Source organism: Staphylococcus ratti (assembly GCF_020883535.1).
Classification (GTDB): Bacteria; Bacillota; Bacilli; order Staphylococcales; family Staphylococcaceae; genus Staphylococcus; species Staphylococcus ratti.
In genome coordinates, this window is record NZ_CP086654.1 from 1,467,558 (window position 1) to 1,484,910 (window position 17,353).

Sequence of the window (17,353 nt, forward strand, 5' to 3'; positions counted from 1 at the left end):
TGAGGTTATTGAAATGCGTAAATTCAAACGTCCTCTTTTATTATTCATTTCATTTTTAAGTTTAGCATGTATTGCCCATAGCTATATTTTATATCGTTTTTTTAAAGATGGGATTTTATTCACTGGTCCTAATGACGGTATTGAACAAATGGTCCCCATCCAACTGTATTTGTATCAAAAATGGTCGGAAGGGACCTTTTTTTACGCAACCGATTTTGGTCTAGGTGGCGATTTTTTTACCGATTTATCCTATTATTTTTCGACGAACATTCTTTTTATCGTCAATACAATAATTGTAAAAGGCTTACACGTGTTACATCTTGTGAACCCAAATGAATTAATGTTTTGGTTTCATAATGCGATTGTCATTTCCATCATTAAGTGTGCCCTCGTACTCGGCGCAACTTATTATTATGCAACTCAACTAAAACTTAATACAATCTCAAAATGGGTCTTTGCCTCAGGCTTCGCTTTTTCTCCTTTGTATTTTAGATTTACAGTTTATTGGCCTTTTTTCAGTGATGTTTTTATCTTATTGCCATTGCTATTTGCCAGTATAGAACGTTTTTTTAAAACTGGAAAAGTGGGCCTATTTATCGTTGTTGTAACTTTATCATTTATGAACAATTTTTATTTTGCGTACTATCAAGTGTTGATGGGACTGCTCTATTTTCTATTGCGTTGTTTAATCAAACATCCAGATGACGTCACTTCAAAGTGGCGTGCTTTACGGATATTAGCTGTAAGTGCTGTACTCGGATTTGGTACGAGTTTAGTGTTCTTTTTCCATGGTGCACGTAGTTTTTTCAATAATGAACGTGTCCGCTTTGAAACTAAAATTCCATGGGTGGAACCTTTCAACCAAAATACAAATATCATATTTGACAACTATCTCATTGTTATTTTAGTCATTAGTGTCCAAGCATTATTAACATTTAAACTCTATAAATATACATATTTTAAGCTTTTTGCAATTTTAAGTATTATCACCATTATTGCCGCATTCATACCTTATGTGGACAGTATATTTAATGGGTTTTCAGCCCCTCAAAAGCGTTGGCATTATTTACTCGCTTTTTCAACAAGTGGCTTAGTCGCATGTTATGTGTTTCATTTTCTAAAAATCAACATACGCACTTATATATGGACAACTTTACTTAGTATCGCCTTAGTCCTTTTCAGTGCCTACTGGTATGATAAATATGTTATTTGGCTTGTCTGGTTACTTGTCGTCGGTGCAATTGGTTTGATCACTCTACGCATCACAAAAACGAAAGAACGGCACATGACGACCGCTTTTTACGGTATGAGTATCATGATACTCGCCATTCTCGTATCTAGCGTATTTACAAAATATCAAATTTTCCATGCTGATCATGAAAAACGTGCCAACACCTTTTACGTTAACGCAAGCTTGTACAATACCCCTTTACAACAATCATTAGTTAACGAAATGGCTGATAAAAAAGCACCCGAAGAACGTATTGATTGGCGTGTTAATGAACAAGACAACACACCGATGTATCAAAAATTCAAAGGTTTGAGCTTGTATTCTAGTATTTTTGATCAACAGTTAATAGATTTATATTACAGAGATTTAATGATTAACCTGAAAGAAGAGTCTGTGAGTCGTTACCAGTCCACAGGAGGCCGTGCGAATGTTGCAAGTTTATTTTCTGTACGTTATCAAATGTTAAAAGATTATCAAGGTAATTTGCCCGACTTTTTCAAAAAAATAAAGACATCTGGACAATATCGTCTGTATGAAAATACACAAGCTTTACCTGCTGTGCGTATTACAAATCAATACTATGATGCGCGTCATTTACACACGCCTATCGATAGAGAACATGCCATGATTGATGGTGTTGTGCTCAATAATAAAGGTAAAGTGTATGACAAAAAAGCACCGAATTTACGGTCTGAAGTCGGCCTTCAATATGATGCAGCACAAAAAGTTAACGATCGTCGTATTAAAGTCACAAAAGATTGGGGCGGTGCCACGTTATCAATACCTCACCATCTTCAATCCAAATACAATGATTTTTATGTAATTGTTCACGTCAAACGAGGTCAACCTGATAGCAACCATGTTATCGACGTTAATGGTTACCAAAATCATCGTCTATTTAATGCATCAAAATATCGTACTGGACAATACGACTTACTGTATCGAGCTAAGCCGAATAAAAACGGGAAAATTCATATCGGACTCTCTCCAACAGGAGCCTATGATTTTAACATCTTAGGCATTTACGGTGAAAACTATGAAACATTGAAAAAAGCCCCTAAAGAGAAGCGCTATACATTTCGTGAATCACACTCAAAAATAGAGATAGGTTTAAAAAATCATAATAAAGGTATGATGATTTTAAATACACCTTATCGTAAAGGACTACAAGCGCGTGTCGATGGTAAATCCGTGACACCTCAAAAAGTCAATTATTTTATGGTAGGTATACCAGTAGAGAAAAATGCAAAACATGTGGAAATCACTTATCGCCCTCCTTTTTTCTTTACTATACTGATTATTTCAATCTTTTTCGCAATTGCTAGTATTGGGTTTTCAAAATACATGTATCAAAAGAATCATAAACGAAAGAGTGAACCGTATTGAAAGCATCCAACAAACATAAAATCATGACTTTTTTCAAACTATTTTTAATGGCATTTGGCGTCGCAAGCGTCGTATATCTCCCTGTCATCTATCGTTTTGTCACAGAAGGTATCATATATAGTGGTAACGGTGACGGCTTTAAACAAATGATGCCTTTCCAAAGATTTTTATATGAACATTTCACACATTTTTCTTCTTTTTATGATGTGTCATTTGGACTCGGCGGGGACTATTTTACAGATTTATCTTATTACTACTCGACGTCTCCAGTGATGTATTTAAATTTCATTTTTGTTGCACTTGGTCAGTGGCTATTCCATTTAGATCCTTCGCAGCTCACTTTTTGGGCGGGCAATCAAATCTTTACTGCCTTTTTTAAATGTATGGTGACATTTATCGTCACTTATGGGATGCTTCGTGAATTTCATTTAAGAGGAAAATATCGTTTTATAGGGGCTTTTTTATTTAGTGCTTCCTCAGTTTTATACTATTTTAACTTTACGTGGTCTTTTTTCGGGGATATTTTAATTTACTTACCTCTATCCATCTGGGGTATTGAAAGATTCTGTAAGCAGCGTAAAGTGGGCTTATTTATATTAGGTGTAAGCTTAACGCTTTTTTCAAATTTTTATTTTAGTTATTACGAATCGATTGCGTTAGGTGGCTATTTGATTTATCGCATGATTTTTCAACATCCATACGACACTTTATCACGTTGGAAAAAATTATTTTTATTAATACCTGCAACCTTTTTAAGCTTCTGTATCGCTTCAATTGGTTTTGTATCAGGTGTACGTTCATTTTTAAATAATGATCGTTCATTAAATCAAATTTTCATCTCACCAATTATAGATTTTTCACAAAAGTATCATATTTTTAGTAATGGCTTTTACATTACGTTAACATTTATCGTTCTTGTTGCACTATTTTCATTTAAACTCTATCGTTATTATTATTTTAAAATGTTTGCGATAATGACTTGGCTCATTTTAATCGGTGCGTTATCGCCTTATTTTGACAGCTTTTTCAATGGCTTTTCCGCCCCTCAACGACGCTGGGTATATTTGTTAGCGTTAAGTACAAGTGTTTTGTTAGCATTATGGTTAAAACATTTTACAGAACTCACATTAAAAGATTACTTAAAAGCGCTATCCCCACTTTTAGTTTTAGCTGTCGCAACAGCACTTTTCTCAAGAGGCGCGATGTGGTGGATGTGCGTCGCCATTCTGATTCTCATTATTTTAGGCATTATTTCTTGGCGTTACCGTACGCGAGCCAATATGCTTATGTCGATTGTCATTATATTATTTGTCGTTCAACAATTTATCTTATTGATTAATTACCATACGAATAACATTGCAAATTATCAATCTACAATAACTGATATGCATGCACCGATGTATCATAGTGGACCTTTACAAAATAAAATCAATCATATCACCTCTAGCCAACATCCATTAGACCGCCTTGATTATATGGATACTTATGCAATTAATGCAGGCATGATTTATAGATTTAATGGTGTTGCTTTATATTCAAGTATTTTTGATGGCAATATTCTAGATTATTACGATAAACAAATGCAAATTAATATGGAATATGACAGCAACAGTACGTATCGTTTATTAGGTAATCGGGCAAACCAATATGCGCTGTGGGGTGTTAAAAATCGCATCACGCAAGCACCAGATAATAATTTACCATTTGGCATGAAAATTCAAGATACGATTAAAGACGGGCAAACTGTATGGGAACATTCACGCAATACGCTCAACTATCCTGCCGCACATTTAACAACAAAAGTTTTTGATGCACGTGAATTGAAGTCACCTTTAGATCGTGAACAAGCTATGTTACAAGGCGTTGTGATGAAAGACGCAACGCCTAATACGCACTTTAAAGCAAACCCTAATTTATTATCTGATGCGACGGTTACAACACGCAATGCGCAATTACTAGGCAACAAATTAAAAGTGACAGACAATGATGGAGGCATTAATCTTCAATTACCTAAAGCTATCAACCAAAAATATAAAGATTACTACATTGAATTAGATGTTGAATTACTCGAACCAAATCAACCGCATTACCTTGATGTAGACGATTTTCATCAACGTCGTTCAAAATTAGATTATCAATATCGACGCTTTGTCACACCGGTCACGATACGCGTTCCTGTCAAAGATACGATACAAATTAAACTCAAAGAAGGTACGTATCGCTTTCAAATGAAAGGGATCTACGGTGAAAACTATCAAACATTACAAAAGGCACAACACGATGTGCAGCCTGTTAATGTATCTCGACATCCAAGACGCTTAGGTGTAACGATGTCACCGCAAAAAGACAGTTATCTCGTTCTCCCAATACCTTATCGTGAAGGATTATACGCTGAAGTAAATGGAGAAAAAAGAGCTGTTCAACAAGGTAATGGCATACTTTCTGTTGTTCCTGTACAAAAAGGAGAACATAAACTTTCTGTTTATTACGCCTTACCTTATTGGCCACTTCTGTTAATATTAACGGTTATTGGTCTTATCGGTGCATGGGGATACCGACGTTGGTTAAGAAAAACAAACAATAATAATCATACTAAATAAAAGAGGTTGGGATATCCCAACCTCTTTTATTTAGGCTATACACTTTATATAGTGATTATGTACCTATAATAATTAAGACGCAAACTTCGATTGCTACTTCGAGTCTCGCTTTCCCAGGCGCCTTACCTCTGCATGAACACGTTTGAATGTAATGATATACGTGTTCAGTACACATGCGAACGTAAGTGAGTAGGTGTTCCTTACCAACGCAGTCTATGACTGGTTTCTAACTGTTATTAGAAACCTAGTCATAGTTGCGGGGGAGATACTACGAAATCAATGTTATGTGATTTCTGTATCTCTCCCGGATTTTCGGTTTCGGCTCTATGCCTCGGGAGTCTCGACTCGGTACGCAATCTATTTAAGCAATTTCACTATTAAAGAGTGGCATTGCTTTTTCTTCAATTTTTTATGCTGTCTAAAATAAGATTTTTAAGTTAAAAGATTTGGTATCTATATGAATTTTTTTAATCAGTTTAACTTTTCAATTAATTCAATAACACCATTGTTAAATTGAGAGGTTCCAATCGTATAGCCATAATATCCTCATACTTTCTGTAGAAGCGTAACATTTTCCATAACTAGGACAAACTTCGTTCTTATGAACTGAATATAACGATGATATGAAACGAAAGTGATTACACGCTTCTCTAAGATTATTAACGATATGATAAGATTTCAACAATATAGGGGCTAATTCAAGTAAATACGCTAAAATATCTCTTGAAATTTTATACGTTTAAATTTGTATGAAAGAGTACCAAAGATGATGTTGGAATTCTTACCTTTAATGACTTCTTCAACTTTAGTGATTTTAATATTACTATCTTTAATTTCAGTAACTTTAATATATCATTCCACATAGGCGCGATATGTTTCCTTTATTGTTTGTTTGATCACTTAAAATTATAGAGACATTTGCGCTATTTCTGTCCAAAAAAAGCAGAATGACTTATAAAAATGAAGAACCTATAAACTTATAAAGACAACAAAAAGCTTGAATGACTCAATGAGCATTCAAGCTTTAAACATGTATTAGCGAATTTCTTGGATACGCGCAGCTTTACCACGAAGGCTACGTAAGTAGTAAAGTTTCGCACGACGTACTTTACCACGACGTTTTAATTCGATTTTTTCAATTTTTGGTGTGTGTAATGGGAATGTACGCTCTACACCGATACCAGATGAAATTTTACGAACAGTAAACGTTTCAGAAATACCGCCACCGCGACGTTTAATAACCACACCTTCGAATACTTGGATACGCTCACGTGAACCTTCGACAATACGAACGTGTACACGTAAAGTATCACCAGCACGGAATGTTGGGATATCGTCACGTAATTGTGATTTTGTAACTGCTTCGATTAATTTGTGATTTGTCATTTTTATACTCTCCTTCAACCTATGTTCTTGCCTCGACATAATATGGCAGCGGATCATAGTGATTTTTGTGCGTTTCACACTCGTAATATTGTAGCAAAAGTTTAATCTTTTTTCAACGCCCTTTTGTGTGAATCTACAATTTTCTTGTCTTCTTTCGTCAACGGGTAACTTTCCAATAAATCTGGTCGTTTTTCTAATGTTCGTTTTAACGACTGCTCACGGCGCCATTTTTCTATATTGGCATGATTGCCAGAGAGCAACACATCAGGCACCGTATGACCTTCAAACACTCTAGGACGTGTGTATTGAGGATATTCTAATAATCCACTCGAAAACGAATCGTCTTCATGAGACACTTGATTCCCTAAAACATCAGGAAGCAGTCTAACAATCGCATCTGTCATTACCATAGCTGGCAATTCTCCACCTGTTAAGACAAAATCGCCTACAGAAATTTCATCTGTCACTAAATGTGTTCTAATCCGTTCATCATAGCCTTCATAATGGCCACATATGAAAACAATATGTTCTGCCTTCGCAAGAGACTCCGCACATTGTTGGTCGAAACGTCTGCCTTGAGGCGTCATTAAGATGACACGTGTTTGTTCATTTGTGTCTAAATCACGCATCGCATTAAAAATAGGCTCTGGTTTTAACACCATTCCTTGGCCTCCACCAAAAGGATAGTCATCCACTTGATGATGTTTGTTATTGGCATAGTCTCTAAAGTTGATCGTTTGCGTCGTCAAAAGTGCTTTTTCTCGTGCCCTTTTTAAAATCGATTGGTTCAAAACCCCTTCAAACATTTTAGGAAATAGCGTTAAATAATCTATTCTCATTCATTTAACAGCCCTTCCATAGGTGTAATGATGATGCGACGTGAAGCGATATCCACTTCTTTAACGACATCTTCAATATAAGGGATTAAATGCTCTTTTTCACCTTTAACGACCCAAACATCATTTGCTCCCGTCTCAAAGATTTCTGTCACTCGACCAATAGGACGTTCACCATCAAAAACGGTACACCCAATAATATCTGAATAATAAAATTCATGTTCGTCTAATTCAATTTTATGATGATCTCTATCTTGGTATAACTTTTGCCCTTTTAAATGTTCAATATCATTAATATTGTTATATCCTTCAAACGTTAACATATGCAGGCCTTTATGCATACGATGTGTTCGCACCGTTAAAGATAATGTTTGTCCTTTATTTTCAACTTGAAGTACTTCTCCCGGTTGAAAACGTACGTCAGTAAAATCAGAATTAGATTGGATTTTGACTTCTCCTTTAATACCATGCGTATTAATAATCTTACCTACTTCTACATTCATTTGTCAGGCCTCCTTATTCAAGAAAAAATATAAAAAAAGTGAGACGTAAAATCAAACACTTCAATTTGATTTCGTCGTCTCACTACGTTCATGAACTATAGAATTATTTTGCTTTCTTTTGTTCGTCAAACGTTTTTAAGATACCTTCACGTGAAAGAATGTTGTGAACTGTATCTGTTGGTTTCGCACCGTCTTTTAACCATTTAAGTGCTAATTCTTCGTTAATTTTAACCTCAGGTGCATTTACTGCTGCTGGGTTATACGTACCGATTTGCTCGATGATACGACCATCACGTGGTGAACGTGCATCTGCAACGACGATACGGTAGAATGGATTTCTTTTTGAACCTAAACGTGTTAAACGAATTTTAACTGCCATTTATAATACGCTCCTTTAAATATCAATAGTTTTGTTATCTACAAGAAAATATAATAACAGGAATACATAGCTTTGTAAAGAGAAAATACTTTACCAATTAAAAAAAGTGCTTGTTTTTTACTTTTTATCGTTCATTCTTACATAAATTTAGGCTGTACACTTTATATGGTGGTTATGTATCTATAATAATTAAGTCGCAAACTTTCGATTGCTATTTCGAGTCTCGCTTTCCCAGGCGCCTTATCTCTGCATGAACACGTTTGAATGTAATGATATACGTGTTCAGTACACATGCGAACGTAAGTGAGTAGGTGTTCCTTACCAACGCAGTCTATGACTGGTTTCTAACTGTTATTAGAAACCTAGTCATAGTTGCGGGGGAGATACTACGAAATCAATGTTATGTGATTTCTGTATCTCTCCCGGATTTTCGATTTCGGCTCTATGCCTCGGGAGTCTCGACTCGGTACGCAATCTATTTAAGTAATTTCACTATTGAAGAGTGGCGTTGCTTTTTTTCTTTGGTCTATTATACAGTCTAAAAACACGATTTTGAAGTTATAAAATTTGCGTAGCCATATGAAGTTCTTTTAATCAGTTTAACTTTTTATTAATTCCTTCTATCGCACCATTGTTAAATTGAGGGATCCAATCGTATTAGCAATGATATTCTCATACTTTCTGTAGAAGCGTAATACTTCCCATAAGTTAGGACAAACTTCGTTTTTATGAACTGAAATATAGCGATGATAAGAAACGAAGGTGATTACCTATTGTTAATCTCTAAGATCATTAACGAGATGATAAGATTTCAACATATAGGGTCTAATTCAAGTAAATACGCTAAAATATATCTTGAAGTTTTATATGTTTTAAATTTGTATGAAAGGTTACCAAAGACGATGTTGGATTTCTTACCTTTAATGACTCATCTTCTTCAACTTTAGTGATTTTAATATGACTATCTTTAATTTTAGTAACTTTAATATATCATTACACAATAGAGCAATATATCTCTTTTATTTTTTGTTCAGTCACTTAAAATTATAGAGACATTTGCGCTATTTTTTTATAAAAAAGCATGATGACTTATGTTATCTCACCCTAAAAAATGAAGAACCTAAATTCACTGTAGTCTCGTCATTTTCTCTTTTCTTTTTTCTGTATTTCAGCTCATTTTAAAACATACATAAAGCACTTTAAACATTGTATGTGTACAACGTTCAAAGTGCTATGAATTAAAATGGTAAGTTCATGCCTTTAAGCATGTTTTGCATTTGATTTTGTTTACCCTTTTTACCTTTACCGCCACCTGTGAATTGCTTCATCATTTTTTTCATATCATTAAATTGTTTCAGTAAACGGTTAACTTCTTGTAAAGAACGCCCTGAACCTGTAGCAATACGACGTTTACGTGAAATGTTTAATTTGTCAGGATTTTCACGTTCTCCAGGTGTCATAGATTGGATGATGGCTTTAATATGATCAATTTGCTTATCGCTCATTTTCAAATTATTGATGCCTTTAACTTTATTCATCCCTGGAATCATTTTCATAATATCATCTAGTGGACCCAAGTTTTTAACTTGATCAAGTTGCTCTAAGAAGTCTTCTAACGTAAAAGAAGAGTCTCGCATTTTCTTCTCTAAATCTTTTGCTTTCGTTTCATCTACGTCTTGTTGTGCTTTTTCGATGAGGCTTAAAACGTCTCCCATTCCAAGAATACGAGAAGCCATTCGCTCAGGATGGAATAATTCTAAACCATCCATTTTTTCGCTCATACCGACAAACTTAATTGGTTTTTGCGTTACAGCACGAATAGATAATGCAGCACCACCACGTGTGTCACCGTCAAGTTTAGTCAGTGTTACACCTGTCACATCTAATTGTTTATCAAATGAGTCAGCAACATTCACTGCATCTTGACCTGTCATTGCGTCAACAACCAACATAATTTCATCCGGTTTAGAGATTTCTTTAACTTCTTGAAGTTCATTCATTAACGCTTCATCGATATGCAAGCGACCTGCAGTATCAATAATTACAAAATCAAGATGTGCTTCTTTTGCGTGTTTTAAAGCATTCTCTACGATTTGTTGTGGCGGTACTTGATCGCCTTCAGAATAAACCGGGATATCAATTTGCTTACCTACTGTTTGCAATTGGTTAATGGCCGCTGGACGATAAATATCTCCTGCGACTAGTAATGGCTTTTTATTGTATTTTTTACGCATTAAAAGTGCTAATTTACCTGCAGTCGTCGTTTTACCCGCACCTTGTAGTCCAACCATCATAATAACGGTTGGTGGCTTTTTAGCCATATTAATGCGACTATTATCGCCACCCATTAATTCAGTAAGTTCTTCTTGTACAATTTTAATGACTTGTTGACCTGGTGTTAATGATTTCATGACATCAGAACCTAAAGCACGTTCTGATACAGTGTTTACAAAGTTTTTAACTACTTTGAAGTTAACATCGGCTTCGAGTAATGCAAGACGTACTTCTCGCATCATCATTTTAATGTCAGCTTCAGTCACTTTACCTTTCCCTTTAATTTTCTGCATTGTTTCTTGCAGTCGACCGGATAGACCTTCAAATGCCATAAAGTGACCCTCCTTATTCTAAGTCTTCTAGTTCTTTAATATAGCGTTCCATTTGTTCTGGATTATTAAGAGATTGATGCATTAACTGATAAAGCTCTTGTCTTCGCGTAAAGCGACGATATAAACCGAGCTTCGTTTCATAATCTTCTACTAAATCGCCAGTTCTTCTAATATTATCATAAACGGCTTGGCGACTCACATCAAATGTCTCTGCAATTTCACTTAACGCATAGTCTTCTAAATAAAATAGTCGTAAATAATTGCGTTGTTTCTCTGTTAAAAGAGATTGATAAAAATCAAAAAGATAATTCATTCGTATGGTTTTAATTAACTCATTTTCGCTCATCCGTCACGTCACCATTTTCACTTTCATCTGTCGCTACATTTTGTTCAATCATATCTGCAAATAAACCATAAACATAACTTTCAGCATTAAATGGTTGTAAATCATCTAATTTCTCACCAAGACCAACATATTTTACTGGAATGTGTAATTCATTACGTATCGCAAGCACGATACCACCTTTCGCTGTACCATCTAACTTAGTTAAAACAATGCCTGTTACATCAGTCACTTCTTTAAATGCTTTTGCTTGTGCCAATGCATTTTGACCTGTTGTTGCGTCTAAACAAAGCAATACTTCATGTGGTGCTTCAGGAATCGAACGACCGATAACACGTTTTACTTTTTGAAGTTCATTCATTAAGTTTTGTTTATTTTGAAGACGTCCAGCAGTATCACAAATTAAAATATCTACACCTTTATTTTTAGCTGCATTAATAGCATCATACATGACAGCTGCAGGGTCTGAACCTTCATTTTGGCGTATAACTTCAACGCCCACTCGGTCACCCCACACTTGTAGTTGTTCAATGGCACCAGCACGGAAAGTATCTCCGGCAGCCAACATCACTTTTTTTCCTTGTTCTTGATAGCGATGTGCTAATTTACCAATTGTTGTCGTTTTACCAACGCCATTGACACCTACCATTAAAATAACATTGAGGCGATTTTCTTCTAAATTCATTTCTTCAGCTTTATCGTCTTCTTGATGATAAATTTCAACCATCTTTTCAACGATTGTTTCACGTAAGTTTTCTGTTTCAGTCACATTGCGACGTTTCGCTTCCATGCGCAATTCATCTACAAGTTCCATCACTGTATTAAAACCTACGTCTGCTTGGATCAACATTTCTTCTAATGCTTCAAAGAAATCTTCGTCAACGGTACGATAATGTGCAATGAGATTATTCAATTGTGTTTGGAAATTTTCACGTGATTTTTCTAGGCCATCACGGAATTTAGCACCTATTTTTTGAGCTTCAATTTCCTCAAATTCTTCAATAGACATTAAGCCATCGTCTTCGAAATCATCATCCCAACTTTGGTCTGTCCAGTCAATTTCTTTTGCTTTTAATTTTTTCTTTTTACGCGGAGATGTTGGTGTTTCATTTTGCGCTTCTTCTGATAAATGGGGTTTATGAGATTCCGCGTCATGGGCTTGTTCAGGTTGCGCATCATCTTTTAATGTTTGAGGTTCAGTCTCTTGATTTTGGTCACGCCATTCTACTTCTTCATGCGTTCCTTTTTGGCGTTCTGATTCAAAATCATCTGTTTTTCCAAAATCATTTTCAATATCTCGTCCACTAAATTTATCTTTGAGTCGTTTAAAAAAGCTCATCTATTCTTGTTCCTCCTTCATGACATCATCAATTGTATTTAAGTTGACACTGACTAATCGTGACACACCTAATTCTTGCATCGTAACACCGTATAATCGATCACACATTTCCATTGTACCTTTACGATGCGTAATCACAATAAATTGTGTCTCGTTTGATAAATCACGTAAAAACTGCGCGTAACGTACAACATTTGCTTCATCTAATGCAGCTTCTACCTCATCTAGTATAACAAATGGTGCCGATCTTACTTTTAATAATGCAAATAATAATGCAATCGCACTTAACGCACGTTCACCACCACTTAATAAAGATAAATGCTGTAGTTTCTTTCCTGGTGGTTGGACTTTTATATCAACGCCTGCTGTTAAATAATCTTCATCTGTTAAACTAAGTGTCGCTTCTCCACCACCAAATAACACTTTAAAGACATCTGAGAAATGCTTTTGAACTGCATGAAATGTAGTACTAAAACGGTCTGTCACTTCTGCATCCATCTCTGAAATAATTTGTTCTAAAGTCGTTTTTGCTTCTCGTAAATCATCACGTTGCGTAGATAAAAACGTGTAACGTTCATTCACTTCTTCAAATTGTTCAATGGCATTTAAATTAACAGGTCCCAGTTCGTCAATTGTCATTTGTGTCAATTTTACTTTTTGACGTAGCGCTGACATGTCCTCATCGACTGTAGCATAATGTTCGTGCGCATATTTAAAAGTCATATGATACTTTTCATCTAAATGCGTTAACGCATGGTCAATCAAGACATCTAACCTAGATTGTGCCGCTTTGATGTCTTGATACTGGTTTTCTATACTTAACAATTTTTGATGACTTGCTTCGAGTGCCTTTTCATTAGATTCAATGAGTTGTTCTGTTTCTAGACGTTGTTGACGTAATGTATCTTGTTCTTCTAAAAGTACACTTTTTTCATTTTGAATCGCTTTAATTTTATCATCTAATGCTGTCAAAGTCGTCCCATCATTCACTTCATCTGAATTAACCAATTCGTATTGTTCTACTAATCTTTGTTGTTGAGTAGCAATTGACGCACAATCATTTTCTAGACGTCGTTGTTCAGATTGTTGTGATTTGAGACGTTCCTTTACAACGGCTAAGTCAGATTGTTTCTGATGTAACGTTTGTTGTAGTGTAGTTTGTTTTTCTTTATCTTCTTTTGACTGTGTCGTTAAAGTTTGAATTTGATGGTTAAGCGTTTCTAGTTGTGCAGCGATTTGCGCTTTTTCTTCTTTTTTCGCTTGTAATGTCGCTTCACTTTGTGCGCTTTGATAACCGTCATTCATTTCAAATTCAAATTCTTCATGTTCCGCTTTTAAGCGTTGCTCAATTTCATGATGGCGATCTTGTTCTAACGATAAATCATGAATCGCATGTTTTAAATGATTATGCTGTTGTTGTATTTTAAGATATTCTTCACTCAATTCATTTTGCGTTTGTTGGTGTGTTTGGCATTGCGTTTCTAATGCGCGCGTCTGTGTTAAATATGATTCCAATTGTGTCTCAAGACGTTGTAAATCTTGTTTTTGACTTAGAATGGATTGTTTTTGTTGAGCACCTCCACCAGTCATTGAGCCACCTGGATTTACAACATCTCCTTCAAGCGTGACGATGCGCACTTTGTATTGTAGTCGTCGTGCAATTGCATTTGCACTTTCAATCGTATTGGCGATAATCGTACGTCCTAATAAATTTTGGATAACCGCTTCATATTTTTTTTGTGTGTCTACAACCTCGCTTGCAATCGCGACAAACCCTTCTTGTGTTGAAGCTTGTTGTTTTAGCGTTGTATCCAATTGTTTTGGCTTAATGACGGAGAGTGGTAAAAACGTCGCACGTCCTGATTTTTTTTGTTTTAAATAATGAATGGCATGACGGGCCGCACCTTCATCTTCAACGATAATATGTTGCATGCTTGCTCCTAAAGCGGTTTCAATCGCCACAGTCATTTCAGCTGACACGTTAATATTTTGTGCCACTGCACCATGGATGCCATCAAGCTGTTTGGCATTTAATACTGCTTTGACACCTTGATAAAAATATGACATATCATTATCACGCATACGTAAACCTTCAATCCGTGATTTTAACTTATCTGTGTAGCGATAAGCTTGATACAATTTGTCTTCTGAATCTTTATGTGCCGCTTTAGAATCTGCTAATTTAACTTCAATTTGTTTATTTTGTTTTAATACAGCATTTAATTGCGTCTCTTTTTCTGTTTTTTGACTTTCAATTTCTGAAATACGTTTTTGTGCTTCTTTTAACTGTTCGTAAGCCTCAGAAAGCCTAGAATCCAAGCGTGATTGTTTTACTTTATGCTCTTGAATCGTACGCTCTAAAAAACGTATGTCATTATTGATTTCAGATTGTTTCGTAATGGATTCATAATATTGATCTTTTAAGCTTTCCAAATCTGCTTCGCTTGTCGCATCATCGCTTTGGCATTTCGCTTCAAGTTGATGAATCTCAGAAACTAACGCTTGCTTTTGTGTTTTTAAAGATTCAATCGTAGCAATAACGTCTGTTTTTTGACTTTCGATTTGCTGTTGCTGTTGTGTTAAAGTTTCTTGTTCTTCTTCAATTCGCGCATTTGCTTGAGATTGATTTTTTTGACGTTCTTCAATGAGCTTGTACTGTCCTGTCAACTTCTCAACATTTTCAGTTGTTGTAATCAACTTACTGTTAAGGGTTTCTAAACTTTGGTCAATTTGATAACGTTCACCTTTTGTTTTTTGGATGAGACGTGTCACATCTGACTTTTTAGTCTGTACTTTTTCTTGTTCACTTTTTAAGTCATTTAAAGATTGGTCATGGGTATTAATTTGGTTTTGATAAGCTTCAATATCGTAAACTGTAACACGTATATCGCTATCTTTGAGTGTGTCTGATAATTGTAAATATTCTTTAGCGATGGCCGCTTCTTCTTTTAATGGTTCTACACGCCCTTCTAAATCATATAAAATATCTTCGACACGGTTTAAATTTTCTTCTGTTTGCCCTAATTTTTCTTCTGAAGCGGCTTTACGCTTTTTATATTTTAATACGCCTGCAGATTCTTCGATAATTTGTCTACGATCCGTAGGTTTTGCATTTAACACCTCATCAACACGACCTTGTGAAATAATGCTAAAGGCTTCTTTACCTAAACCAGAATCCAAAAACAATTCCACAACATCTTTAAGGCGTTGACGTTCATTATTAATAAAAAATGCACTTTCACCACTTCTATATAATCGTCGTGTCACAGTCACCGTTTCAGAGTCGATATTCAATAATCCTTTTTGGTTATCGAGTTGCAATTGGACTTCTGCAAAGTTTTGGGCATTGCGATGTTTCGCACCTGAGAAGATGACATCTTCCATTTTACTCCCACGTAAAGATTTAGCAGACTGTTCGCCAAGCACCCATTTAATCGCATCCGTAATATTACTTTTACCACTCCCATTGGGTCCTACAATGGCAGTCACACCTTTATCAAATTGGACTTGTGTTGGCTTTGCGAAAGATTTAAATCCTAATACATCGATCGATTTTAAATAGACCATAAGCTACTCCTTGTTTGACAATTGCAATAATGCTTTTTCTGCTGCTTTTTGTTCAGACTCTTTTTTAGTACGGCCTATACCTGAAGCAACTGCTTCATTATCAAGCAACACTTCTGATGTAAACTGTCTATGGTGCGCCGGCCCATCTTCTTTAATTGTGCGGTAAGATACTGTGCTACGTAGCGTTTGATGCGCCATTTCCTGTAACTCTGTTTTAAAATCAACGACCCCACTTAATGCATTGTCTTCAACGTAAGGGAAAATAATCGCATTTGCAAATCGTTCTACAATTTCAAGCCCTTGATCTAGATAAAGAGCTCCGATAAACGCTTCAAAAACATCTGCCACTAAAGCAGGTCTCGTTCGACCACCTGTTTTTTCTTCGCCTTTTCCTAATAAAATGAGTTGATTTAATTTAATTTTATTCGCAAATATTACAAGTGATGGTTCACACACTATCGTTGCACGCATTTTCGTCAGGTCACCCTCTGGAACATTAGGGTATTTCTCATATAAAAAGCGTGATACCGTCAATTCTAATACTGCGTCTCCTAAAAATTCTAAACGCTCATTGTGGCTTAAGCGCTCCATATTAAAATCATTAATAAAGCTCGAATGTGAAAAGGCTTGTTGATAAATTTCTAAATTACGAAAGGGTATATCAAGCTCCTTCATCTTTTGTTTAAAATCATGCTCAAATGCTTTTATTAGGGTGTGTTTTCGTAATTTCGCCATTGAGTATCCTCCATTTTCAAATCATCTTCTTTTTTGATGCTCTATTTTATAAATTCCACTTATGATTAGTAAAAAATCTGAGCCGAGAGAACGACTCAGATGAAAAGAATTATTTTTCAAGTGTATTAATGTAATTCACAGCATCTCCAACTGTGTTGATTTTTTCAGCTTCTTCATCAGGAATCTCTGTACCGAATTCATCTTCTAATTCCATTACTAATTCAGCAATGTCAAGTGAATCTGCGCCTAAATCATCTTTGAATGAAGCATCTTCAGTAACCTTGTCAGCATCAACGCCTAAACGGTCAACGATGATATCTTTTACTTTATCGAAGTTTTCCACAGTGTTTCACCTCCTTTAAAAGTCGAAGTATTTTATACTTTCAATGACTATTGAATAGAAATACCAGACTTTTTTATTTTGCCATTTTATCCGCATAAA

12 protein-coding genes are annotated in these 17,353 nt (G+C 35.4%); 2 read left to right on the forward strand and 10 right to left on the reverse strand.

Annotated features, from left to right (window positions below; all coding sequences use genetic code 11):
- The first annotated feature begins 13 nt into the window (after positions 1 to 13).
- Both LN051_RS07055 and LN051_RS07060 read left to right on the forward strand, forming a co-directional pair.
- A complete protein-coding gene (locus LN051_RS07055; RefSeq protein ID WP_229291843.1) occupies positions 14 to 2,617 on the forward strand; it encodes a YfhO family protein in 2,604 nt (867 codons plus the stop codon).
- A 23-nt stretch (positions 2,618 to 2,640) separates the two neighbouring features.
- The gene (locus LN051_RS07060) at positions 2,641 to 5,217 is read left to right on the forward strand and encodes a YfhO family protein (RefSeq protein ID WP_229291844.1); all 2,577 of its coding nucleotides are present in this window, start codon (positions 2,641 to 2,643) and stop codon (positions 5,215 to 5,217) included.
- 1,035 nt (positions 5,218 to 6,252) lie between these two features.
- On the opposite strand, the gene rplS is transcribed toward LN051_RS07060, so the two are convergent.
- From rplS to LN051_RS07110, 10 genes are all read right to left on the reverse strand, one after another.
- On the reverse strand, positions 6,253 to 6,603 hold the full coding sequence (gene rplS / locus LN051_RS07065) for a 50S ribosomal protein L19 (protein WP_229291845.1): 351 nt from the start codon (positions 6,601 to 6,603) through the stop codon (positions 6,253 to 6,255).
- A gap of 101 nt (positions 6,604 to 6,704) precedes the next feature.
- Entirely contained in the window at positions 6,705 to 7,442 is a 738-nt protein-coding gene (trmD, locus tag LN051_RS07070) for a tRNA (guanosine(37)-N1)-methyltransferase TrmD (RefSeq protein WP_229291846.1), read from the reverse strand.
- Entirely contained in the window at positions 7,439 to 7,942 is a 504-nt protein-coding gene (gene rimM, locus LN051_RS07075) for a ribosome maturation factor RimM (protein WP_229291847.1), read from the reverse strand. Before rimM ends, trmD begins: the two co-directional genes overlap by 4 nt.
- A 103-nt stretch (positions 7,943 to 8,045) precedes the next feature.
- The gene (gene rpsP, locus LN051_RS07080) at positions 8,046 to 8,321 is read right to left on the reverse strand and encodes a 30S ribosomal protein S16 (RefSeq protein ID WP_229291848.1); all 276 of its coding nucleotides are present in this window, start codon (positions 8,319 to 8,321) and stop codon (positions 8,046 to 8,048) included.
- Between the two features lie 1,238 nt (positions 8,322 to 9,559).
- Positions 9,560 to 10,927: a signal recognition particle protein gene (gene ffh / locus LN051_RS07085; protein ID WP_229291849.1), complete on the reverse strand. Its 1,368-nt coding sequence runs from the start codon at positions 10,925 to 10,927 to the stop codon at positions 9,560 to 9,562.
- A 13-nt stretch (positions 10,928 to 10,940) separates the two neighbouring features.
- Positions 10,941 to 11,273, reverse strand: a complete 333-nt coding sequence (locus tag LN051_RS07090; RefSeq protein WP_229291850.1) for a putative DNA-binding protein — start codon at positions 11,271 to 11,273, stop codon at positions 10,941 to 10,943.
- Entirely contained in the window at positions 11,260 to 12,609 is a 1,350-nt protein-coding gene (gene ftsY / locus LN051_RS07095) for a signal recognition particle-docking protein FtsY (protein WP_229291851.1), read from the reverse strand. The genes LN051_RS07090 and ftsY overlap by 14 nt, the downstream gene beginning before the upstream one ends.
- The gene (gene smc, locus LN051_RS07100; protein WP_229291852.1) at positions 12,610 to 16,176 is read right to left on the reverse strand and encodes a chromosome segregation protein SMC; all 3,567 of its coding nucleotides are present in this window, start codon (positions 16,174 to 16,176) and stop codon (positions 12,610 to 12,612) included.
- A 3-nt stretch (positions 16,177 to 16,179) separates the two neighbouring features.
- Positions 16,180 to 16,911 carry a ribonuclease III gene (rnc, locus tag LN051_RS07105; protein ID WP_420853969.1) on the reverse strand — a complete coding sequence of 244 codons (732 nt, stop codon included), beginning with the start codon at positions 16,909 to 16,911 and terminating at the stop codon, positions 16,180 to 16,182.
- Positions 16,912 to 17,020: 109 nt separating this feature from the next.
- Positions 17,021 to 17,254, reverse strand: a complete 234-nt coding sequence (locus tag LN051_RS07110; protein ID WP_019165520.1) for an acyl carrier protein — start codon at positions 17,252 to 17,254, stop codon at positions 17,021 to 17,023.
- Between the last annotated feature and the right edge of the window lie 99 nt (positions 17,255 to 17,353).

What these genes read in the sequence shown, in the direction of transcription:
- LN051_RS07055 (WP_229291843.1), top strand. Translation starts at nt 14, where the DNA reads ATGCGTAAATTCAAACGTCCTCTTTTATTATTCATTTCATTTTTAAGT.
- LN051_RS07060 (WP_229291844.1), top strand. Translation starts at nt 2,641, where the DNA reads ATGACTTTTTTCAAACTATTTTTAATGGCATTTGGCGTCGCAAGCGTC.
- rplS (WP_229291845.1), bottom strand. Translation starts at nt 6,603, where the DNA reads ATGACAAATCACAAATTAATCGAAGCAGTTACAAAATCACAATTACGT.
- trmD (WP_229291846.1), bottom strand. Translation starts at nt 7,442, where the DNA reads ATGAGAATAGATTATTTAACGCTATTTCCTAAAATGTTTGAAGGGGTT.
- rimM (WP_229291847.1), bottom strand. Translation starts at nt 7,942, where the DNA reads ATGAATGTAGAAGTAGGTAAGATTATTAATACGCATGGTATTAAAGGA.
- rpsP (WP_229291848.1), bottom strand. Translation starts at nt 8,321, where the DNA reads ATGGCAGTTAAAATTCGTTTAACACGTTTAGGTTCAAAAAGAAATCCA.
- ffh (WP_229291849.1), bottom strand. Translation starts at nt 10,927, where the DNA reads ATGGCATTTGAAGGTCTATCCGGTCGACTGCAAGAAACAATGCAGAAA.
- LN051_RS07090 (WP_229291850.1), bottom strand. Translation starts at nt 11,273, where the DNA reads ATGAGCGAAAATGAGTTAATTAAAACCATACGAATGAATTATCTTTTT.
- ftsY (WP_229291851.1), bottom strand. Translation starts at nt 12,609, where the DNA reads ATGAGCTTTTTTAAACGACTCAAAGATAAATTTAGTGGACGAGATATT.
- smc (WP_229291852.1), bottom strand. Translation starts at nt 16,176, where the DNA reads ATGGTCTATTTAAAATCGATCGATGTATTAGGATTTAAATCTTTCGCA.
- rnc (WP_420853969.1), bottom strand. Translation starts at nt 16,911, where the DNA reads ATGGCGAAATTACGAAAACACACCCTAATAAAAGCATTTGAGCATGAT.